Source organism: Photobacterium sagamiensis (assembly GCF_050337085.1).
In the GTDB taxonomy this organism is placed as follows: Bacteria; Pseudomonadota; Gammaproteobacteria; order Enterobacterales; family Vibrionaceae; genus Photobacterium; species Photobacterium sagamiensis.
The window spans coordinates 25,553-46,484 of the sequence record NZ_JAKJSP010000048.1; the positions used below are offsets into that span (position 1 = coordinate 25,553).

The following is a 20,932-nucleotide window of genomic DNA, read 5'->3' on the forward strand; positions in this document are numbered from 1 at the left end:
CTTGATTATCCAAGACCGATAAGAAGTAACACTAACACCCAGATCCAAGCGCCATGATTGACCAGACGGTTGGCCTGAGGAATAACCTGATAACCGGCAAACTCACCGCATCCCATATAGATTTTATCGTGACGTTTTCCATGATAAATTGCCGGCCCGCCAATGGAGGTATTGAGCGCGCCAGCACCGGCGCACATCACCACCCCGCCATTGGGGCTTGAACATTGAGGGGCTTGCTCTTTCCAGCATTTCATCGCCGACTGCAAATTACCCTGTATGCCATAAGTCACGGCAGTCAGACGTGCGGGTAGCCAGCCCAGCAGATCGTCAAGTTTGGCTGCCGCAAAACCAAAGTCATAATAGCGCTCGTTTTTATAGCCCCACATAGCATCTAAGGTGTTGGCCATCCGAAAAATCAAAGCGCCCGGCGCCCCTGCAACTACAAACCAGAACAACGCGCCAAATACCGCATCATTGCCATTTTCCAGTACTGACTCAACGGCCGCTGACGTGATCTGATCGGCATCCATGGTTGTCGTTTCGCGGCTGACAATTAAACCGATTTTTTCGCGCGCTAAGATGAGATCACCATTTTTTAACGGGCGATAAATCTCGCTGGCATGAAAAACTAAGCTGTTACCGCCAATGGTCAAATAGAGCACCACAACATTGGCAGCTAACCATAGCCACGGTGAAAGGTAAAATAGCCATACCAGCAGCAGGCAAGCCAGTAATGCAATCGGCAGTACCGCCAGGCCCCATGCCACCATGCCACTGATCCGGATCCGTAGCGGTGAAGGCGATGGCGTCGTGGCAGCCATTGAGGACAATGAATGGCTTACTGAAGATGAAGTAGCCTGCTTACGGCACTGCTTCTCAACCCAATTCGCCCAACGGCCAAAGCCAACCAGCGGATGAAACCGGCTCGGCTCACCGAGAATACGGTCCATCAATAGTGCCGCGGCCACCATCGCCGCAGCAACTACAAGCCCGGAGCCGGCAGGCAGATGCAGCCCGTCAAGCCACATTCTTCACCTCATCGTCTTTATGAAGCGCAGCTTCAAATGTTGCGAGATCCCACTGACGATTAGGCAGAGAGCCAGCCCAATGTCGTGCGGTCTCGTTTAACGGGATAATCGTGGCTTGTTTCAATCCCGGTTGCTGGCTAAGCAGCGATTCCGCCTGAATAATATCCTCCACCATTAGCCAGTTAATTTCCGGTAACTGGAAGCGTAAAGGCACCGGACGTCGGCAACCAATATAGCGATGCAAGCTGTTATGAGCGGCCTGGCACTCCGTCTCTGACGGTACCGATAGCACCACACAGTTCTCAGAAACAGCCTCCGGTACGGTTTCAGCGATGATACCAATCTGTTTCAGCGCTTGTGCCGTCTCTGCGTTCTCGGCGCCAATTGGCATCGCAAAACGGCGAAGATCCCATTGATAGTCATTCACCCCTTGCCACCACAAAGTCACCGCAGCAACATCGGCAAATTTTAGTGCCGGTAACTGACAAAGTTCAGCAAGCAAATCTTCATCAACATAGCTTTCCAATTGACATGAAGGGGCTTCAAATACTTCCGCGCCAGCCGATTTAAGCTGCGCTGAATGTGAGTCATTCATATGAAAGGAAGGGCCACACAACAAAGCACGCTCGCCAGAGAGCGGCAGTAAATGACGCCACCCCAGCTCATCAGCCTGTGCGACCACGCCTCCCATGACCACGAGTGCCGGATCATGATTATCAAGAGCCAGAACGAGTTCACCAATGGTCGCTAAGGTTCCTTTGGTAACGGTATGGCTGGCACAAGTTGCAGAAGAGATATGAGCAACTGGTGTGGTCGGGCAACGGCCCTGCTCAATCAGCTTCTGCGCATGCTGAGCCAGTTTTTTTGCGCCCATGTAGATCACTAACGTGCCACTTGACTGGCCTAATGCCGCCCAGGAAGAGAGCGCTTTTGAGCTTTGATGACCACTGGCAAACGTAACATCAGAAGCAATACCGGCACTGGTTAAAGGAAAACCCGAATAAGCCGCGGCACCCAGCGCTGCAGTTATTCCCGGTACAATTTCATAATCAATACCGTGCTCGTTTAAGTTACGGCACTCTTCCGTTGTGCGGCCGAAAATACACGGGTCGCCCGCTTTTAAGCGCAATACCTGCTTGCCCTGAAGGGCAAAATTAATCACATCGGGGTGCATGCCGTAATCAATATGACAATGGCGATAGCCCCGATAGCCGACTTCATAGAGCTGCACATGATCAGGTACGCACGCTAAAATTGCCGGACTGACTAACTTGTCGTAACACACCACATCGCAGCTATGCATTAAATTAAAAGCGCGGCGCGTCAACAAATCAGGATCACCCGGTCCCGCACCAACCAGAAATACCTTACCCTCGCTCATCATGGTGCTCCTGATCTGTTTGTAGATAGCCCGTTTGTAGAGCTGTTTGTAGAGATCCCGCTTCTGGCTCACCTTCAATTACCGTCGCCTTACGGAAATCATGGGAGAAGCTAGGATCATAGAGTTTAGAGTCAGCAAAATCATCAATAGCAAACACTTTACTGACGATGATCATCGCCGTTGAGCGGATCTTGGCTTCATGCATTTTTTCGGCAATATCGGCTAGGGTGCCGCGAATGATACGCTGCTCCGGATGAGATGCTTTTTCGACAACGGCAACCGGCCAGGTCGAAGGATAGACATCTTCAAGCTCTCGTACGACTTTGCGGATCAGCGTGGCACTGAGGAATAAGCACAAAGTGGCTTCATGAGCCGCCAGTGATTTTAGATTTTCCTTCTCGGGTACCGGCGTACGACCGGAGGCGCGACTGAGAATAATGGTCTGACATTCCTCAGGAAGCGTCAGTTCCTGACCAAGTGCCGCAGCAGCAGCCTGAAAAGAAGACACACCCGGTACCACTTTCCAGTCAATACCCAGTGCTTTTAAGCGACGTGTCTGCTCGGCCAATGAGGAGTAAATCGATAAATCACCGGTTTGTACACGCGCGACATCATGGCCCTTTTCAAATGCATCCACATAGACCTGAGTCATTTCATTGAGATCCATACCGGCAGAGTTCAGCACGAGCGCATCAGGATGTGCCCTTTCGATTACTGCTTTCGGTACAAGGCTGCCGGTATAAAGTACCACCGGGCAAGATTCGACTAATTTAGCCCCTTTGACTGTGATTAAATCAGGATCACCCGGACCCGCACCAATAAAGTAAACTGTCATAATTCTATTCCGTTATTATTCTTCTGAAGTGTCGATGGCAAGTGCACGACCGCGTTTTTGTCCCGGTAAGGTGACACCATCATCTAATTGATATTTATTGCGATAACCGCGAGGAGTCACGATCCAGTCGTGATACTGAAAACTACTGCTATTACCCACAATCACGGCGGCGTTCATGCCAAAATCCAGCTCGGTAAAATGCGCTAGGGTCGACAGGCTCACCTGCTGATCATCACGATAAGCGGCATTGACCACAGCCACCGGCGTCGTCGGCTCACGATATTGCAGCAAGATACGCTGCGCATTCTCGATATGGCTTTTACGCTTACGTGAACGAGGGTTATAAAAAGTGATCGCAAAATCCGCGTCTGCCGCCGCGTGGATCCGTTTTTCAATCACCGGCCATGGTGTCAGCAAGTCAGATAATGAAATCGTGCAGCTATCGTGACCAAGAGGCGCCCCAACCAGAGAAGCACAGGCATTGGCCGCAGTAATACCCGGAACGATTTCAATTTCTGGTCCCTGCTCTGGATCCCAACCCTGTTCAGTCAATAATTCCAATACCAGCGGTGCCATCGCATACATGCCGGCATCGCCTGAGCAAACTAAGACGACATTACGTCCGGCTTTCGCTTGTACAACGGCTGCGGCAACCCGATCCCATTCACGAGTCATTCCGTTTTGAATCACTTCCTGCTGATCAATCAGATCTCTGACTAAATCCACATAAGGGCGGTACCCGGCAACAACATCAGCATCCAAAATGGCTTGTCGTGCACGCAGTGACATTAAATCCAGGCTACCTGGGCCAAGTCCGACAAGAGTTAATTTAGCCACAACACACCTCCGTTTCTGGCGCACGTAAACGGACTAAACCATCCGCAATTTGTTGTTCAACTACCGCAATCAATTCGGGTAAATCAAGTAAGCAAAACTTATCACCGCTGATCGGCGTTGCTGCTGACACATCGAAAACCGGCTCAAGATCTTGTTTGATATCAGCCAAGTCGTTGACAAAGTGATTGCCGGAAACAAGCAACAAAGGCACCAAACGCAATCGAGGCTTAACCTCACTGCTAGAAACTGAAGGCCGTGCATTTTGAGAAGCCTGTAACATTTCCTTTTCTAACGATTCAGAAATCAGGCGGTATGGCCACGCTCCTTCTAATGAGCAGGTGAAATTCTTCGTCGATAACTTCGACAGTAAGCTGTCACAATAGTGGATAGCCTGATGACCGGGATTGTCCAATAATGGCGCGCCATGATGAATGAACAAATTCACATCGCTATCGTTAGCAAAACGGGCATTCAATGCTGCTAATATCGCACTGGTGTGAGAAGTGTGATGCATAATCGCCGGAGTATGTTCAATGTTCGCCAGCGAGAACTGACGGAAGCCTTGCACCATATTACACAGCTGTAGGTGTTCATCGGTTGGGAACAAGTAGCAAGAAACCACTAGAATTCGCTGGAAACCTTCCATATCAAGATCGGCCAGCACCTGCGGCAGACCTTGATATTGCTCTCCCTGCAGTGCCAGTTTTTTAACTACCATTTTCGAACTAAACGCTATTTTCACTGCGCAGTCCGGATAGCGCTCAGCGATCCGTTGTTGCAAAATAAGGTAGCGTTGCTGCTCTACTACCGAGCCAAAGCAACTTAAGACAATTGCCGTCCCTTTGGTATGGTGTCGTAATCGTTTCATTGTTGTACTGTTCCTTGTGAACCTTCAAATATCTCGCCTTTTGAACCACTCTCAGGAGAGTCAATCGCAGCGATAAGTTCCGGTTCCAATATTGAAGTCAATGGCACTCGCTGGGCCAATGCCGCGAATAACTCACGCCATTGCGTTATCGATAAGTTTTCGATATTTCGCAGCCAGCAGCCGTTATTAATCGGTGTTTCGTTCGAAGTAAGACGTTCATAAATCACCAACGTGGCACGGTTGCGACAGGCACCAGCACACATGGTTCGGCTGAGCTTTATCCGGTTATCACCGCTGGCAAGTCCCATTTCCTTGAGCATGGCGCGCAGATCATGGGTAAGATTTTTGCTGCCTTCCTTACTGCAACGTCCACCTTCGCAAAGTAATAGATGATGGCGGTGATGAAGCATGGGCCGGTCTAAATCAACGTGCTTTGGTTTGCATTGATAACCTTTCACCACCTCGCTGCCATGCGCATTGACTTTCGCTGACGGTTGCCCCAACCAGTTTTTCCAGTTGTGCTTCACCAGGGCTTCTTCTTTCTCAATACGACAACATGCCAGCGTCATATTGTAGCTACCTTTTTTGAACTTCCATTTCGCAACGGCCAGCTTGCTGGTCTGGCTCTGTTTCAATGCTGCCGCTTCAGCCACCGATGCCACACCGGTTACCTTCTCGACATAGGCCGAAGGATTCTCAATACCTGTCACGGTGCTAAGTTGCTCGGCTGAAAAGGTCACAAAAGGCCATTGCTGCTGTTGTGATAAATCAAGCAAAGCTTGTTCGTCCGCTTTTAAATCGATGCTGGCAATCGCTGTCACACTGTCAGGGGCAAGATTATACTCTGCCAAAAAAGCATCCACGCCAGCTTGTATAGTCGATAGCGGCGTATTGCGATCACAGCCAATACCGAGTACTAATGACTTAGGACGCCACAACACGGCTTTATGCTGCCAGGGCTGATAAAGGTCTGGTGTCGCCTGATCGCTGATTAATACCAGACCCTGCCACCCTTCGCTTTCAATATCAGCGAGTTCATGGTGACAACGAATATGTCTTGGCATCATGCGCTTATATGGCCACCAGTTCTTTTCGCCAGCCTGCTGAACGACCAATACCGGTTGATCGTTGACGACAGCCGCAGACACCGATGTGATCGCCGCTTCACACTTAGGATCCAGCGTCCAGCCAAACGGCGCGCCCATCATATCGACCGACAAGGTATTAGCAGCATCTGAGGCGGTTGTGACCACTGGCGTCGCTTTTAAAATCTGCGCAACACGGTGCGCCATGGTATTGGCTCCACCACGATGGCCGGATAATACGGGGATCGCGAACTGGCCCTGGTCGTCGACGCAAATCACCGCAGGATCATGGCGTTTATCTTGCAGTAACGGCGCGATAATACGACTGACAATACCGGTCGCGAAGATACAGATATGGCAATCGTAGTGGTGAAAATCCGGTGCGACGAATTGCGCTAACGGCAAAGTCAACGGTGCCGCGGAAGGGCAGTGTTCACGCCCAATCTCGGTGACAAATACATCCGCAAACGGCAATTCACGCTGCAAGCGCTGAGCCTGCTTCGCACCATTGAGGGTAATAGCATAAATTGCTATTTTCATGCGGTACCCGCACTGCTCAATGCCACATCATTGACCGGCACGTTTCCTCTCAAAATGCCGCGGCGGTTACGAATAGACAGCTGCACCATTGAGAAGTAGCGATGCCCTTCGGGAACATCGCGCAAATCTCGATAGATTTCTTGCTGCTCAGTTGTGGCATGAGAAACATATGTCGCACAATCGAGCAGGCCCATATCTTCAAGCATTGCCGTCAGTTCCGGGATCACCCGGCCCGCTTTAATCAGCATTATGGTGTCAAACTCATCCATAAGACGTGGCAGGCATTCCATACCATATGTTGCCGGCACCACGCAGAAACGCTCCTGACCATCTGCCAGCGGAATTTTGGTTTGTGACGGAATAGCCGTAATCGAGGTGATACCAGGGACAATTTCCGGGTCCAGCTCCGGCATGATGTCATTGAGCTCTTCCTGAATATATGCCCAGGTACTGAATACAGACGGATCACCTTCTGTCACAAATACCACCCGCTTGCCGGCAGCTACAAAATCTGCAATTTTCTGTGCCGCTCTACGCCATGCAGGTACATTCACCGACGCATCACGGGTCATAGGAAAATGCAGGAAGCAACACTCTGCAGTTAATTGATCCTCAGCAACAGCGCCCGTTACAATCTGCCATGCAAATGAATCGGCTTTACCTAAGTTTTTTTCCGGAATCGCAATCACGTCAGCTTCTCGCAACAAGCGTACTGCTTTTAGGGTAAGTAGCTCGCTGTCGCCGGTACCGACACCGATAGCAAAAAGTTGACCAGCAGATTGATTATTCATTGTTATTACCTTGTAGAGTCACGGACTTTTCAAATATAAAAAGATGGATAGGGTTTTCAGCTTGATAACGGGTGTAATGTGCTAACGGCACGCCCTGAGAAATTGCCGCTAGTTGTACTTTAGGGTTAAGTTGATGCTGCTTGCTCCATTGATGGATCTCGACAACCGAGTCAATGGTGACAGCCGTTGTAACAAGCACGCCTTCCTCAGACAGGCATTCCCAGCAATGCGACAGAATATCTGCCATCGCACCTCGGGTTCCCCCGACGAACACCGCATCAGGCGCGGGTAAATCTGCTAATGCTGCGGGCGCTTTACCTTTGACGAGGGTGACATTGTCGGTGCGATGAGCTGCGATATTGGCCTCGATGGCCGGATAACAAGCTTCATTGCATTCCATCGTGAACACCTGACCTTGCCAGCACTGCTTAGCCGCTTCGATCGCGATAGAGCCCGAGCCAGTACCGATATCCCACACGGTTGCGGCAGGACGAAGTTTCATTTCCGCCAGGGCTAAGTGGCGGATCGGTTGTTTGGTTATTAATCCCCGCTGCGGCATTCGCTTTTCAAACGCTTCATCATCGGCAAACTGTCCGAATTCACCCCAGAACTGACGGGCCGTACGTTTAGCAATAACCACATTTAGCGGGTCAAAAGCATCTCCGGCCAATTCGGCCAGTTCAGCAACAGTGTATTGCCTGATGCGCTCTTCCGGTGAGCCAAGCTGCTCGCAGACACTTAATTGCCAGGAGGTTTCTCCGTAATGCAATAAATGCCGGGCAATAGCCGGTGGGGTATTTTTACTGTCTGTCAGCAACGCAAAAAGATCGCCATGCTGCAACTGACAAACCAACCCGGTAATGCCTCGACCGTGCAATGACAGGCAACGCGCGTCCTGCCATGGCAATGCCAAACGAGCAAAAGCCAATTGCATGGAGGATGGTGATGGAATAAAGCACAACTCACGTCGATCAAGATGTTTTATCAAGGTACTGCCGATGCCATAGAACAGCGGATCACCAGAAGCGAGTATCACCACATCACCCTCTTCGCTCTCATCAATGATCTGATTAAGCCAAGGTCTGAAACCTTCGCTCATATCCAGCAAGCAGCCTTTAAATTGAGGAAACCAGCGTAATAGTCGAGGATGTCCGGCAAGTACCCGAGCTTGAGCAACAGCATTCACCGCACGGCTGGTTAAACTGGCGCAACCATCTTCTGGCACACCAACAATGGTAATGGCCGCTTTCATACCGACTCCGTGAGCAAGGCATGAATAGTAGAGACCACCAGCGGACTGCCACCTTTTCGACCAAGGCTGGCGATATAGGGTATGGTATTTTGTTCAGTCAAATCCTGCTTGGACTCTTCTGCTTTCACAAAACCAACCGGAATACCTACAATCAGCGCTGGCTTAGCCTCGTTTTCAGCAACCATTCGTAGCACTTCGTAGAGCGCCGTCGGGGCATTACCCACACCGACAATCGCACCATCTAATAGCCCCTGATCGCGAGCATGGCGCATAGCCCAGATTGCACGGGTTTCTCCCTCTCTTTTGGCAATCTCAATCACCTCAGGATCGCTGATAAAGCAATGCGCCCGATTGCCATAAACGGATAACCGCTGTTGGCTCAAACCACTTGTTATCATGGTGACATCGGTAATGATCGGTGCGCCCGCTTTCAGGGCTTCGATACCTGCCGTTGTGGCATCATCACTAAAGCGGAATAATTCTGCGAACTCAAAATCACCCGTGGTATGTATTGCACGGCGTACCACCGCCCACTGAGCCGGGGTAAGGCTATGGCCGCCATGGATCTGCTCGATTTCACGATCAATGATGTCAAAAGAGCCTTCTTCAATTTGGCGGCCTTGCTGGGTCATTTGCTGCATCTCTTTCATTGCGCAGTCCTTGTTCTAATTTATAGGGCACTTGGCTCACTCGATAAGTTGGGAGCTCACACAGTGTTTGAGCTAAGACGGATATTGAGCTAGCAGGCTGCCGTCAAAGTCGATTAAACGAAATTCAATCATGACCTTGTCTGCCACATAATCAGTGGCATGCCCGGCGGCATGGCAGCACAGATCCTGCAAATACTTATTAAAGGTGTGATGGTTGCGATCAGGGAAGTACTCGCTGACAAGGTTGAGCACATGACGCCCCGTATTGGCGTTGGCTATCTGCTCGCACAAGGTCTCATCAGCACCGTGCTGCGCAGCAATCTCAGCTAGTTGAGAGAAATTAATGGCATGGCCGGACACATGAGTCATCATATGGCCCGCAACCATTTTCCCCAGCTTGCCGATCATCGCAACCACCGTCACTTTCTCGACGTGGTAACGCTTGGCGGCGCGTAATCCCACCCCGACAAAATCACCGGCCTGAATAAACGCCATCGAATTAAGATGGGGCAACATTTCCATTGCTGAACGCTCTGAGCGGCTTCCCGTCGTAAGCACCACATGATTAAGCTGATTGGCACTGGCAACCTGAACCGACTGGCGGACCGAAGCAGAAAAAGCAGAGGTTGAATAAGGTTTTACGGTGCCGCGGGTACCAAGAATCGAAATACCGCCAATCAGCCCAAGTCGTTCACTAATGGTCTGTTTGGCGCATTCCTCTCCTTCCGGAGCTCGAATTTCCAGTTTCAGTCCCGGCTGAAGATGTTGCTCTGGCTTACACGCCAGCCATTCGGCCATTGCCATATCATGGATATTTTTACGCGGTACCGGGTTAATTGCCGCCATACCGACAGGCAGTTCTAGCCCCGGAAGCGTGACTTTTGCAACGCCTACGCCACCATCGAGATGAATGCCCGGCTCAGAATGCCATAACGCCATACATTGAATTTCGATACCGTGCGTGCAATCGGGATCATCACCGCCATCTTTGATCACACTTGCCAACACGCCTTCAGGTGTACGCTCAAGTCGGCATAGCTGAAAACTTGTCTGCTCTTTGTTAGGCAGGGTAATTGTCACTTGGTCGATCAGTTCTGCGGTCAATAAGCAGTGCACCGCTGCACGGCTGGCAGCGGCTGCGCAAGCCCCCGTTGTAAAACCAGAACGCAGTTCACCTCGGTGTTTTGATCGCTTAACTTGAGTGATCACGCGCCCTCCCCCAGCATTTCTGCTGATTGATTGACGTTTTTTGAACACTCAGCGAGAGTTGGCACTAGCGTCAGTTTCCCATCCTGAAGACAATACTCACGCTGAACTAACTGCGCGCGAAGCCGGGCGTCATGACTGATCAAAATCAGGGGCAATTGGCACTGCTGCAGGATCTCAACCAGACGTATTTGGTTCGCCTGATCCAAATCATTGGTCGGTTCATCAAGGATCAGTACCTCAGGATCCATGGCTAAAACGGTGGCTAGTGCCACTAAACGTTTCTGCCCTCCGGATAGCTGGTAGCTGACACGTTCAGCCAGATCGCTGATACCAAGCTGATTGAGCGTGGCCATCGCTTTTTTTCGCGCTTTACAGGCGCTGAGGCCTTGGTTCAACGGGCCAAAACTGACATCATCAATCACGGTCGGACAAAACAACTGATCATCAGGATCCTGAAAGACCAGACCAATACGGGAACGGTGCCGTCGAAACATCGTTTCGTTAAGACGATTGCCTTTATAACAACTGTCACCAAACAGCCGAACATCACCACGCTCCGCAGGAAGCAGCCCCATCATCAGTAACAACAAGGTACTTTTGCCGCATCCGTTGCTCCCGGTTATTGCGACACGCTCACCGGCTGAGAGAGTGAAATCAAGCTGATCGGCACAACACTGCCCGTTGGGGCGAGAATAACTCACCTGATCCAACGCAATTAATTCAGTCATAACCACTCCTGTACACCGATAGTGATTGCCAGCCAATTTGCAACAATCGTCAGGTGGAAAATAATCGCGACCACAATCAAATAGCCGCCAATAAACCGTTTATCATCTCCGGACAATGCCGCGGTGTGTTCGGTCGGGAAACGGCCATTGAAGCCACGACACTTCATTGCCAGCCAGATCCGATCAGCACGATCCATTGCCCGCACCAGCATCATGCCAAACAGGTAGCCGTAACTGCGCCATGTATGCAGTGAGTTATTGGGACAGAAACCGCGCGCTTTCATCGCACAACGCAAACGCGTAAATTCCTGTTGCATCACGCTGATGTAACGAATGCTTAATTGCATCATCAACACCAACTTATGCGGCATTTTCAGCTCGGCAAGCGCACGACTCAAGGTCAGCGCATTCAACCCGGCACACTGCGCCATTAATACAATGACGATAATGTTTGCTTTGAGCAGAATCATCGCAGCTAGCGTGATCCCTGCATGACTCGCAACAACACCACCAACAGTAAACGCGACCTCTCCCGGCTCAGTAAATGGAAGCAGGATGACGGTTAGCACAATGAAACCATCAACCGCAGCAAGGCGTTTCAATCCCGCGATCATAGTAATAGCGCTACGTTGCCATAGATGAATGGCCAGCAGCCCATAACCCAGCAAGGGAAGCCAATACTCACTGAATACCACCGCACAGGCGATCGCCAGTGCCAGCAATAAACGCAACCTTGGCGCGATGTTTACCGGATGCGCTGGTATCACCGTTGTCGCAAGCAATGCATCTAGCATTTGCGGCGCGACCGGAAGAGAACAAACAGCCCGAACAAACCAAAGATATAACCCATTCCTCCCAGAATATCGTGTACTCTGACCTTCGATTCGTACTGATCGAGTTCTTCACGCAGCGGACGAATCGCTCTGGCAATCGCCTGCTCTAACTGGGCGGGGGTAAGCGAGCTTGCTGCGGGTTGCACTGATGCCTCAGTTCCCGTAGCCACCATCGCTGTCACGGCCACATCTTCAGGGGTAAATTCTGTTGCTGAAACGCTATAGGTTGTAACATGCCCTTGCCCTGCATCGGCTCGAACCAAGTAATCGCGTGCAGCCATTACCTCAAAGCGGAACTGTCCCTCTTCATTACTCTGTGTGGTTGCAACAATTGCTTGATCCGCCACCAACTCAATCGTCGAGCCAGCGGCTCCTTGGCCTCCAGAAAAATAAACTTCTCCTTCTATCGCCTTGCCATCAACCCAGGCAAATACTTTCATTCGGTGGGCATACGCATTACCAGAGCACACCGCGATCAGACCCAAGCTCAATATAATCAAACCAAAAGAATGCGTAATCGAGCGGCAGACTTTATAAAAATTAGCCATGATGGTTTCCTTTTACATCACAGAGAAGAAGATATTGCGGCAGTAGGACGAACCTTACATAGCAACTTATAAGCGAAAGCAGAAACAACACCTTCCATTAAGGCAACAGGCAAATGTCCAAACATCACCAGCTTGGCACTGGTAATAAAACCATCACCAGACAGGGCAAGCGACAATGCCACAAACAGAGCGGTCAGTAGTACTGCACCAAAACCGGCAACAAAACCAACGGCCACCGCAGGCAAACGGCGCAGCCAGGGTTTTAAAATAAGACCAACAATAATGGCCGGCAGCGCGATATTGAGGCAATTGATACCAAGCACAACAATGCCGCCGAAGCCAAAAAAGACCGCCTGGAAAATCAAGCCGATCAGCACAACCGGAAACGCAGCCCATCCAAGCAATAAACCAATCAAACCATTAAAAATCAGGTGGACACTCGAAGGGCCAAGCGGAATATGGATCAGCGATGCCACAAAAAAACAAGCTGCAAGTACCGCTGCCTGTGGCAGTTTTTCATCCGATAAACTGCGCAAACCCCACGCCGTACCAATCACCGTAGTAATAATCCCTACGGTTAAAACAGGGGTAGCCAGCACGCCATCAACAATATGCATTTCATACTCCTAGTTAATGTCTTGAACTTGTACCCACATCACACCGGCACGTTCGTGAGGATACTCTTTACCATCAACGGTGATTGGCTGCTCATCTTCTACCAGTGCCGCCATTCCCCACCAGCCCTGCTTTGGCAAAGCGATTGAAAATTCACCTAATGAGTTGGTAACAACCTGCTGTGTTAAATACGCATCACTTGGCACTTGCATGCCCTGTTTGTTGTAGTACTCAACTTCAACGCCAACGTCTGCTGCCGGTTCGTTATTAACCAATACGCGACCGGTAAAAACGCTGTTGGTCCACAATGCATAAGGACGAGTCAGTGGCATAATTTCAACCGGGGTATTTAGCTGAGGTTGCCAGTCACCTCCTGCTGCAAATGCATCGACCACCACTTTGGCAAACTGCGATATCGCCACATTTTCAGTTTCATCAATGTAAGGCTTTTGGTTGGCATAAAATGTATAGGTGCCGGGACGACGTAAGGGGAATGACAGCGCCCAACCCGTTGAGTTGCCGTATTTTTCCTGGGTTAACTTAGTCGTTAAGTCAGTTTTTTTATTATTGAGCACATAACCAACCACCTCTGGCCTGACAATATCCATTGTCGGTCCCATCGACATAGGGTGGGTGAAGTAAACCGGAAAGTGGAGCGCCCTGTTGTCACCGACATCGACAACTTGCTGCTCAGGAAATAACGTCAAGAAATGGGCTTGTGCCGCGAAGGAAGTGAGAGTCGCCGAGAATATTAAAGAAAGAAGAATAATGTTTCGTTTCATACCTGATACACATAATTAGTTAATTAAATTGTGCGCTAGATATAGGAGTAAGAGAACGGTTGATAGCAATAAAATGCATATTATCGACCCTTCATCACTGAGTAAACCCGCCCAGTATCTAAAGCGTATTTTGATAGCAGGTTTCCTGACTTGCGAATAAAACACATTACCCTCCTTCCCGAAATAATCAGTGGTTTTAGGTAATGCTCATCGCTCACAGTTGCGGGTACAGTCCAGGTTTTTAACCTGATTCCCTCTTAGCCGTTAAGGCACTATCGTTGAAGCCCTATTATTTAAGCACTATCAATAAGATTGATTCTTGATTCAAATCAATAACACTTAACTGGAATAACAAACTTAATTAATCGGTACAGGCGATAATGATTAATATTGCAACCTGCAATACAATCCCGTCAAAAAACCAATCACCTATTAAAATATATCTAACAGTATTAATAAATGTCGAAGGCATTTATTGTTATTCAGTTAAACCAATTAACTATAATAAATTATGCTTCACTTTTTATGGGCCTTCATTATTTCTAAGAACTACAGTAAAGAAACCATTATCATATGTTTTACGTATCAATCACTTTCAAATGCAACGAGGTATCTAATAATTTAACTTTTGGTTTCTTCTATTATTCAGTGAAACATCTTCATTCAACAATCCAAGTTCTGGGTACTATTTTAACCGTTCAAACCTGAATTTCTAGTGAATATATGAATAGGTATATAACAATCCTGACATGAGTCAGAATTTAAAAACCTTTATATGAATAGATACATAACAGTCTTGTTATAAATAAAATAGGGTACATCACAAAAAGTGAAAGCTTATTATTACGACTATATTTATTTCATAGTAATTCACAAAGATTCTCTTTATGATCTCTAAAAAACAACAAGAACAACAATAAAACGATAAGAGTTGGAATATATACAATTCCTTATATCTTAGGGCGTTTGCTTTAAGTGTTTGTAATACAACCAAACCTCCAATTACATAATTATTAGAAATTACCAATATGATTAGCTATTTGAAAAACACCAAAAACAGAACCATCCCTCCCCCCTCAATAACAACAGGAGTCGTTGCGCTCATTTCAAGTTTCGCCCTGGCAGGAAATGCTGCAGGGTTTGAATTTGATAAAGACGGAGACAACCTTGTCGGCTACAAAGGTACAGTCGTCGAGATAAGAGGCGGCTATTTTATTCCGACCAATAGTGCAGATCTGGATGAACCTGCGATGAGCTTTACCCATCCAGAAACAGGAGAAGTGACTGAAACGGAGTTGATTGACGATACCTTTATTTACAGCATTTTTACTGATAATCAATTTACCTGGGGAAGTGTCGATCTCCGCTACGGCAGCGGGCTTAAGGATGGCGCCAACAGGGATGGCCAACTTTTTCGCAGCAGCATCTATATCAACACACCATGGCAAGTGTTAAAGCTCTATGGCAACTATGCCCATCAATATTTTGTCAACGGCCGTCATGAATCACACATTCGCTATGGTATTGGTTTGGGCGCTCCGATCCTCAATGGTCAGCTTCTGAAAGGATATTTGGCAAAACGTTATACCGATGTCACATCAGGTGGTCATCAGCTTTTTGAGGGCGATAACGGCTATGTTCTGGGCCTGAAAACTGACTATAAGTTCAATAAAAACTGGGCATATCACTTTATTGGTGAATATGCCTGGGACAAGAAATTTACGGAAGTTACGCAGGAAGCCTACCCTGGCCCCTCATTTCTTCCTATTTATGATTTATCCGCTGAAAACCTGAGGAAAACGTCATACAAGATGAGTCACTCTATCACCTATCGGGTAACGGATGGCTTCGATGTAGGTGTGGAATATCTGCTTATGAAAGGCGAAGGGATCCTCTTAAAAAATCCTGGTTCATTTGGTGCCTTCATTCAATACGCTTTCTGAGGGTATTGAGCTGAAAACATTCCAACTAAAGTCAGGTGTTCGACTGAACAAATGGGATAAACCCGTTATTAAAACTGCGAAATATTCAGGACTTAGGTATTTATCTTATTAGAGGAGGTTATGAACGGCTACCAATGGGATTAATTGAAGCCTGCAGAGAAATAACTGAGTCTTTTTTTTGAAAAAAAAGCATAAATACCTATTTTCCACCCAACACAAAGTTAAGTTGAATATGATGACCTAAAATATCATATGACACTAGATTCATTTATAGAGGCTATGAAACGATGAGTGAATTAGATAAAAAACAAGGCAGTGAAGCACAAGACCTTGAAGAATCAAAAGGTAAAACTTCAGCACCGGACTTGAATGATACACTCGAAGATCCGAATCGCAGAAAGCTGTTCAAACGTGCGGCTGTCGGTGGTGGTGTGGCACTACTTGGTGGTTCATTGGCTTATGGTGCAGGCCGGCAATCCCTGCAAGGTAAAATAACAGAAAACTACCCGGAAATTGACGAAACTATATTTAAACCGAAAGATCAACGTGACACGGTTCTGACTTTTGTGTCCAGCAAAGCGCTGAACGACAAACACCCGGAACGTAATGCTGATTACAACCGCTTGCAAAATAAAGAATTGAATTTCCTGACCGGCTTCAAGGATATGTACAGTAAGCCTTGGGATAACAGCAGACCCGGTTATACCCAATTAGATCGTGCACTGCAAAAAGCAGGCTGGGAGCCACTGAATTTATCGGGCAATCGCCTATCTGCCAATTTACAACCCAACACCCCATTTCACAGTTGGGATCAATCAGACGTTGAGAAAGAACAGTTTCAGTTTGCGACTAAAAAGCAGGCCAGTGATGCACTTCGAAGTGCAGCCCGCGTATTTGGCGCAGTTAAATGCGGCATAGCCAAACGTGATAAGCGCTGGGATTATGATCCACTGTACGATATCAAAACGGATACAGAACTTTCCTGGGAGAACGATTTTCCTTTCGAGCCCAAAACCGTCATTGTTATGCTCGCATCAATGGACTATGACTGTATGGCCACCGCTCCTGCCTGGACTGCAGATGCCACCGCATCTGATGGGTATTCGCAAATGAGCGTTAAAGCAACGCAAATGGCGAAGTTCCTCAAAGGGCTCGGTTACCAGGCCGTCGCGGCAGGTAATGATCTTGGCAGCAGTGTGCCATATGCAATTATGGCAGGCCTCGGTGAAGGCGGAAGAAACGGCGCATTGATCACTCCTGGGCTAGGCCCGCGTGTTCGTATCATGAAAGTTTATACCGACTTTGAGTTTGTAGAATATGATCAACCTCGTAGCTGGGGGATCACTGAATTCTGCCTCAGTTGCGGTAAATGTGCAGAGGCATGCCCAAGTAAAGCGCTTCCATTACCTTCTGCTAAAAACGGCGGTTACGGTTTTGAACCCTCTTACGAGTTTAGTGACGAGCCGGGTTATACGTGGAACAACCATCACGGCATTAAGAAGTTCTACAGCGATGCTAAGAAGTGCTACAACTTCTGGGTAGAGAATGGCAGTGGGTGTGCAGCGTGTATTGCGAGTTGTACCTTTAACGAACCCGATTTCTGGCACCACTGGTTTATTATGGCAATCAACCCGTATATGCCTAAATTTCTCCATTCCGCAATGGCACAAGCACATCCCGCGTTTGGTTACGGACATACCAACGATCCGGAAAGAGTTGAGAAGTTCTGGAAGACGGGCGAAGGGATGCGAACCAATATTAGCCTGAAAAATAATATCGGCACATCGAATAAGAGTTAACGGAGGATCACAATGGAACTAATGCAATGGTTTTTTATGGGCGTGCTGTTCACGTTGAGTGTAATTGCGCTGGCATGGCTTTCGGTCAAAGTGTCGCTTAAGTGGTATGTCTGGACCGGCATGATCACTGGCGTTCTTTTAATATTATTCGGCCTCGGATGGGCCGGGGCTTCGTTCCTGGAAGGGATTGCCCAGTCAGGTGCGATGAGCTTGATACTTTTCAGTGGTTCTGGTGTGATTATGATGATTCTGATCTGGCGCCACATGATCGCGCCTGAGTTTGTCAAACAGAGCCATCCCAAAAACTAAACATAATAGCTAAAAATACGCTCTTAAAAGCAGATCTTAACTGATCTGCTTTTTTTATTACACAACACATAAGCACCATGTCGCACATCCGCTTAAAATGGATGTTTTCACACTTTTACAAGCTATTACACAACAAACACTTATACAATAAAGTCATGCCATGCTCACATATTTTCAATACTTCCCTTCAGGAATCATCCCACATGCCGATAAAATGATCGGTAACACATAAAAAGATGCTTTTACATGCGTTAAGGGAATAACCTAATGAAATTTAGCCATAAAGTTGTAGCGACCTCCTCATCTATTCTACTAGTTGCACTGTCATTACTGTCTGCCAATCAATATTTTAATATCAAAGGGGAAATTGAAACGCTTGTGACGAAAAGTGTTGATGAAATAGTGTCTGGAATTAGCAATACCGTTAACTCAGAATTAAACAGTCGAAAGGCGCTTGCCCGTTATGCCGCCAGCATGGTCGAAGAGGATTTGTCACTTAATAACATCGAATCGGTGATCAGCCAACCCACGATTAAAAATACCTTTTTGCTGACAGGGTTCGGCTTTGAAAGTGATGGTTCTTATACCAGTAATGATCCGAATTGGAACCCGGGTGCATCATGGGATCCAAGAAGTCGCCCTTGGTATAAAGATACCAAAAATGCCCGGGATCTTATCATTACTGCCCCCTATGCAGACTCTGTTACTAACGAGATTTTAGTATCAATCGCGACGCCGATCATGCAAGCAAGTCAGTTCAAAGGCGCCATCTTTTTTGACGTCAGCCTGGCGGGCATGGCTGAAACAGTGAACAAGGTATCGCTATTTGATGCTGGTTACCTATTTTTAGTCTCAGATAACGGCACTGTCATTGCTCATCCTGATACCAAAATGAACGGCCAGCCAATGTCTGCATTCTTAAGCGGGATCTCTATTTCAAATTCTATCCAAACCACTGAACTAGACGGGGCTCTGATTGATGTCTCTTTTGCCAAAATTGAAGGACAGAGCTGGTTTATTGGCGTTGTGCTTGATAAGAGCATCGCTTATGCCGCTGTTGATGAGCTAAAAACCAATTCCATTGTGTATTCACTGATCGCGCTAGTACTGGGTATCATTGCACTGTTGCTACTGATCAAAGTGTTAATGCGCCCTCTTCAAGCACTTAACGCCGCTATTCAGGATGTGGCTTCCGGCCAGGGCGACCTGACCCAACGTCTTGAGACCAATACTGATGAAGAGTTTGCTGAATTAGCGCGAGGGTTCAATGCCTTCACTGAAAAACTCCAAAACCTGATCATTCAAACCAAAGGTCTCAGCCAGGATATAATGAAAGGTACCGAGCAAACGGCTGCTGGTGCCAAACATTCCGCTGAAGCCATGTCGATACAACTGGAAGAGTTAGAACAGCTGGCGACCGCGATGAATGAGATGGCCTCGACATCTTCTGATGTAGCAGGCAATGCGCAAGGTGCAGCTGCTGCCGCACAAGAAGCGGATAGCGCAGTGATCGATGGCAGCAATATTGTTTCGCACACCTCAACCGCGATTTCTGACCTGTCCGTTCAAATCGACCAGGCTGTCGATGTGGTTAAACAGCTTGAACATGCCACAAGTAATATTGAAACCATCTTAAAAGTGATTAACGAGATTGCCGACCAAACCAACCTGCTTGCGCTTAATGCGGCCATTGAAGCAGCACGTGCAGGTGATTCTGGTCGAGGCTTCGCTGTGGTTGCCGATGAAGTTCGTACCCTGGCTCAGCGTACTCAGCAATCGACCACAGAAATTCGCCAGATGATCGAGCAACTGCAATCAGGGGCAAGTTCTGCCGTGACGGTGATGGGACAAAGTAAAGAAACAGCAAGTAGTACAGTGATCAAAGCGCATGAAGCTGACGAAGCACTGGAGCGTATCCGTATTGCGATCCAGCAGATTAGTGATATGAATATGCAAATCGCCTCTGCCGCTGAAGAACAAAGCCTTGTTGCCGAAGAGATAAACAGTAATACAATTAAGATTAAAGATCTTTCGGTGCAAGTTGCTGACGCTGCAGGTAGCAGCAACGATGCGATGGAAACCCAAATTAATACTGTACGGGAACAAGATAGCATCATGAATAAGTTTATCGTCTGATTAAACTTGTTCTCTATTATAAAAAAGGCCGATACTCGGCCTTTTTTATCACTCAAATAACTGAATCCGGATAACTCAATAAGCTTCACTACACGACTAACAATAAACACAATTATATATTTGGTAATTATCTTATCCTTCCGCAACGAGAAACCTTTACAACAAACCTTATTCACTACCAATATGCACATTAACGCACTAAATCTGCGCACTTAATATCATTGCATTATTAATCGAGGTTATATTGACACGGAAACATTACAATCTTAGATCAAATTTAACTCCAACCTAACAATCGCTTATTTATACATTTCTTCATATTTGCCCTTATTTTTATTTATTAGATCGCTAGCTATTAATACTAAATAGTAACTCATTCATATATTTGTATGGGGTCAAAAACTTAGCAAATATAAGGTTTAATACTTAAGTACTAATTGAATACCACTGAATGACTATTCTATGATCTCTTTATAGATAGATTTGTTAAATACAAAACAACTTAAAGATTCTATTTAGACATAAATAAAAATAGCAGGTGGTATTATGAGTAGTGTTACGAATCAAGAAAGCGGGGAAAAGCGCTCAAGGGAGTGGCAATCCTTTCTTTTCATAACCGTTTTCCTCTTCCCAATCCTCAGCGTAATGGCTGTGGGCGGGTACGGTTTTATTGTCTGGATGATGCAGATCTTTCTCTTAGGTCCTCCTGGTCATGGTTAATCAAAAAACCACGTTGGATTTACTGAAATAATTTTAGAGAGAA

Annotated in this window: 20 protein-coding genes and 1 riboswitch; of the genes, 5 read left to right on the plus strand and 15 right to left on the minus strand. The window is 47.4% G+C overall.

All coding sequences use genetic code 11. From position 1 onward, the window contains the following. Positions 1-5: 5 nt before the first annotated feature. From cbiB to L4D76_RS21145, 15 genes are all read right to left on the minus strand, one after another. Positions 6-1,028 (minus strand): adenosylcobinamide-phosphate synthase CbiB, encoded by a 1,023-nt coding sequence (gene cbiB, locus L4D76_RS21075; protein ID WP_428442841.1) that lies wholly within the window; start codon positions 1,026-1,028, stop codon positions 6-8. Beyond that, positions 1,018-2,412: a uroporphyrinogen-III C-methyltransferase gene (gene cobA, locus L4D76_RS21080; RefSeq protein ID WP_428442842.1), complete on the minus strand. Its 1,395-nt coding sequence runs from the start codon at positions 2,410-2,412 to the stop codon at positions 1,018-1,020. The genes cbiB and cobA overlap by 11 nt, the downstream gene beginning before the upstream one ends. Next, positions 2,396-3,244: a precorrin-4 C(11)-methyltransferase gene (gene cobM / locus L4D76_RS21085; protein WP_428442843.1), complete on the minus strand. Its 849-nt coding sequence runs from the start codon at positions 3,242-3,244 to the stop codon at positions 2,396-2,398. The genes cobA and cobM overlap by 17 nt, the downstream gene beginning before the upstream one ends. Positions 3,245-3,259: 15 nt before the next feature. Further along, the gene (gene cobJ / locus L4D76_RS21090) at positions 3,260-4,081 is read right to left on the minus strand and encodes a precorrin-3B C(17)-methyltransferase (protein WP_428442844.1); all 822 of its coding nucleotides are present in this window, start codon (positions 4,079-4,081) and stop codon (positions 3,260-3,262) included. Beyond that, a complete protein-coding gene (locus tag L4D76_RS21095) occupies positions 4,074-4,949 on the minus strand; it encodes a sirohydrochlorin cobaltochelatase (protein ID WP_428442845.1) in 876 nt (291 codons plus the stop codon). Before L4D76_RS21095 ends, cobJ begins: the two co-directional genes overlap by 8 nt. Then, complete coding sequence (locus tag L4D76_RS21100; protein ID WP_428442846.1) at positions 4,946-6,574, minus strand: cobalamin biosynthesis protein; 1,629 nt, start codon at positions 6,572-6,574, stop codon at positions 4,946-4,948. The genes L4D76_RS21095 and L4D76_RS21100 overlap by 4 nt, the downstream gene beginning before the upstream one ends. Then, the gene (gene cobI / locus L4D76_RS21105; RefSeq protein WP_428442847.1) at positions 6,571-7,365 is read right to left on the minus strand and encodes a precorrin-2 C(20)-methyltransferase; all 795 of its coding nucleotides are present in this window, start codon (positions 7,363-7,365) and stop codon (positions 6,571-6,573) included. The genes L4D76_RS21100 and cobI overlap by 4 nt, the downstream gene beginning before the upstream one ends. Then, positions 7,358-8,617 (minus strand): precorrin-6y C5,15-methyltransferase (decarboxylating) subunit CbiE, encoded by a 1,260-nt coding sequence (cbiE, locus tag L4D76_RS21110; protein WP_428442848.1) that lies wholly within the window; start codon positions 8,615-8,617, stop codon positions 7,358-7,360. Before cbiE ends, cobI begins: the two co-directional genes overlap by 8 nt. Then, positions 8,614-9,267, minus strand: coding sequence for a precorrin-8X methylmutase (locus L4D76_RS21115; protein WP_428442849.1), 654 nt, complete (start codon positions 9,265-9,267; stop codon positions 8,614-8,616). The genes cbiE and L4D76_RS21115 overlap by 4 nt, the downstream gene beginning before the upstream one ends. Positions 9,268-9,339: 72 nt before the next feature. Next, positions 9,340-10,476, minus strand: a complete 1,137-nt coding sequence (locus tag L4D76_RS21120) for a cobalt-precorrin-5B (C(1))-methyltransferase (RefSeq protein WP_428442850.1) — start codon at positions 10,474-10,476, stop codon at positions 9,340-9,342. Further along, positions 10,473-11,204: an energy-coupling factor ABC transporter ATP-binding protein gene (locus L4D76_RS21125; RefSeq protein ID WP_428442851.1), complete on the minus strand. Its 732-nt coding sequence runs from the start codon at positions 11,202-11,204 to the stop codon at positions 10,473-10,475. Before L4D76_RS21125 ends, L4D76_RS21120 begins: the two co-directional genes overlap by 4 nt. Next, positions 11,201-11,998 (minus strand): energy-coupling factor transporter transmembrane component T family protein, encoded by a 798-nt coding sequence (locus L4D76_RS21130; protein ID WP_428442852.1) that lies wholly within the window; start codon positions 11,996-11,998, stop codon positions 11,201-11,203. The genes L4D76_RS21125 and L4D76_RS21130 overlap by 4 nt, the downstream gene beginning before the upstream one ends. Continuing rightward, on the minus strand, positions 11,992-12,585 hold the full coding sequence (locus tag L4D76_RS21135; protein WP_428442853.1) for a carboxypeptidase-like regulatory domain-containing protein: 594 nt from the start codon (positions 12,583-12,585) through the stop codon (positions 11,992-11,994). The genes L4D76_RS21130 and L4D76_RS21135 overlap by 7 nt, the downstream gene beginning before the upstream one ends. 17 nt (positions 12,586-12,602) lie before the next feature. Then, positions 12,603-13,202: a cobalt transporter CbiM gene (cbiM, locus tag L4D76_RS21140; RefSeq protein ID WP_428442854.1), complete on the minus strand. Its 600-nt coding sequence runs from the start codon at positions 13,200-13,202 to the stop codon at positions 12,603-12,605. A 9-nt stretch (positions 13,203-13,211) separates the two neighbouring features. Further along, positions 13,212-13,982 carry a DUF4198 domain-containing protein gene (locus L4D76_RS21145; RefSeq protein ID WP_428442855.1) on the minus strand — a complete coding sequence of 257 codons (771 nt, stop codon included), beginning with the start codon at positions 13,980-13,982 and terminating at the stop codon, positions 13,212-13,214. 118 nt (positions 13,983-14,100) lie between these two features. After that, a riboswitch (cobalamin riboswitch) is annotated at positions 14,101-14,274 on the minus strand. 736 nt (positions 14,275-15,010) lie between these two features. Here L4D76_RS21145 and L4D76_RS21150 point away from each other — a divergent pair. The 5 genes from L4D76_RS21150 (at position 15,011) to torE (ending at position 20,889) form a co-directional block, all read left to right on the plus strand. After that, on the plus strand, positions 15,011-15,925 hold the full coding sequence (locus L4D76_RS21150; RefSeq protein ID WP_428442856.1) for a nucleoside-specific channel-forming Tsx family protein: 915 nt from the start codon (positions 15,011-15,013) through the stop codon (positions 15,923-15,925). Between the two features lie 287 nt (positions 15,926-16,212). Further along, the gene (locus tag L4D76_RS21155) at positions 16,213-17,724 is read left to right on the plus strand and encodes a reductive dehalogenase (RefSeq protein ID WP_428442857.1); all 1,512 of its coding nucleotides are present in this window, start codon (positions 16,213-16,215) and stop codon (positions 17,722-17,724) included. A gap of 12 nt (positions 17,725-17,736) precedes the next feature. Continuing rightward, positions 17,737-18,033, plus strand: coding sequence for a hypothetical protein (locus L4D76_RS21160; RefSeq protein ID WP_428442858.1), 297 nt, complete (start codon positions 17,737-17,739; stop codon positions 18,031-18,033). Positions 18,034-18,300: 267 nt separating this feature from the next. Then, positions 18,301-20,169, plus strand: a complete 1,869-nt coding sequence (locus L4D76_RS21165; protein WP_428442859.1) for a methyl-accepting chemotaxis protein — start codon at positions 18,301-18,303, stop codon at positions 20,167-20,169. A 546-nt stretch (positions 20,170-20,715) separates the two neighbouring features. Beyond that, positions 20,716-20,889: a trimethylamine N-oxide reductase system protein TorE gene (gene torE, locus L4D76_RS21170; RefSeq protein ID WP_428442860.1), complete on the plus strand. Its 174-nt coding sequence runs from the start codon at positions 20,716-20,718 to the stop codon at positions 20,887-20,889. Positions 20,890-20,932: the final 43 nt, after the last annotated feature.

Excerpts from the sequence above, each read along its gene's own strand:
- cbiB (WP_428442841.1), bottom strand. The coding sequence starts at position 1,028 with ATGTGGCTTGACGGGCTGCATCTGCCTGCCGGCTCCGGGCTTGTAGTT.
- cobA (WP_428442842.1), bottom strand. The coding sequence starts at position 2,412 with ATGATGAGCGAGGGTAAGGTATTTCTGGTTGGTGCGGGACCGGGTGAT.
- cobM (WP_428442843.1), bottom strand. The coding sequence starts at position 3,244 with ATGACAGTTTACTTTATTGGTGCGGGTCCGGGTGATCCTGATTTAATC.
- L4D76_RS21095 (WP_428442845.1), bottom strand. The coding sequence starts at position 4,949 with ATGAAACGATTACGACACCATACCAAAGGGACGGCAATTGTCTTAAGT.
- L4D76_RS21100 (WP_428442846.1), bottom strand. The coding sequence starts at position 6,574 with ATGAAAATAGCAATTTATGCTATTACCCTCAATGGTGCGAAGCAGGCT.
- cobI (WP_428442847.1), bottom strand. The coding sequence starts at position 7,365 with ATGAATAATCAATCTGCTGGTCAACTTTTTGCTATCGGTGTCGGTACC.
- cbiE (WP_428442848.1), bottom strand. The coding sequence starts at position 8,617 with ATGAAAGCGGCCATTACCATTGTTGGTGTGCCAGAAGATGGTTGCGCC.
- L4D76_RS21115 (WP_428442849.1), bottom strand. The coding sequence starts at position 9,267 with ATGAAAGAGATGCAGCAAATGACCCAGCAAGGCCGCCAAATTGAAGAA.
- L4D76_RS21125 (WP_428442851.1), bottom strand. The coding sequence starts at position 11,204 with ATGACTGAATTAATTGCGTTGGATCAGGTGAGTTATTCTCGCCCCAAC.
- L4D76_RS21130 (WP_428442852.1), bottom strand. The coding sequence starts at position 11,998 with ATGCTAGATGCATTGCTTGCGACAACGGTGATACCAGCGCATCCGGTA.
- L4D76_RS21135 (WP_428442853.1), bottom strand. The coding sequence starts at position 12,585 with ATGGCTAATTTTTATAAAGTCTGCCGCTCGATTACGCATTCTTTTGGT.
- cbiM (WP_428442854.1), bottom strand. The coding sequence starts at position 13,202 with ATGCATATTGTTGATGGCGTGCTGGCTACCCCTGTTTTAACCGTAGGG.
- L4D76_RS21145 (WP_428442855.1), bottom strand. The coding sequence starts at position 13,982 with ATGAAACGAAACATTATTCTTCTTTCTTTAATATTCTCGGCGACTCTC.
- L4D76_RS21150 (WP_428442856.1), top strand. The coding sequence starts at position 15,011 with ATGATTAGCTATTTGAAAAACACCAAAAACAGAACCATCCCTCCCCCC.
- L4D76_RS21155 (WP_428442857.1), top strand. The coding sequence starts at position 16,213 with ATGAGTGAATTAGATAAAAAACAAGGCAGTGAAGCACAAGACCTTGAA.
- L4D76_RS21160 (WP_428442858.1), top strand. The coding sequence starts at position 17,737 with ATGGAACTAATGCAATGGTTTTTTATGGGCGTGCTGTTCACGTTGAGT.
- L4D76_RS21165 (WP_428442859.1), top strand. The coding sequence starts at position 18,301 with ATGAAATTTAGCCATAAAGTTGTAGCGACCTCCTCATCTATTCTACTA.
- torE (WP_428442860.1), top strand. The coding sequence starts at position 20,716 with ATGAGTAGTGTTACGAATCAAGAAAGCGGGGAAAAGCGCTCAAGGGAG.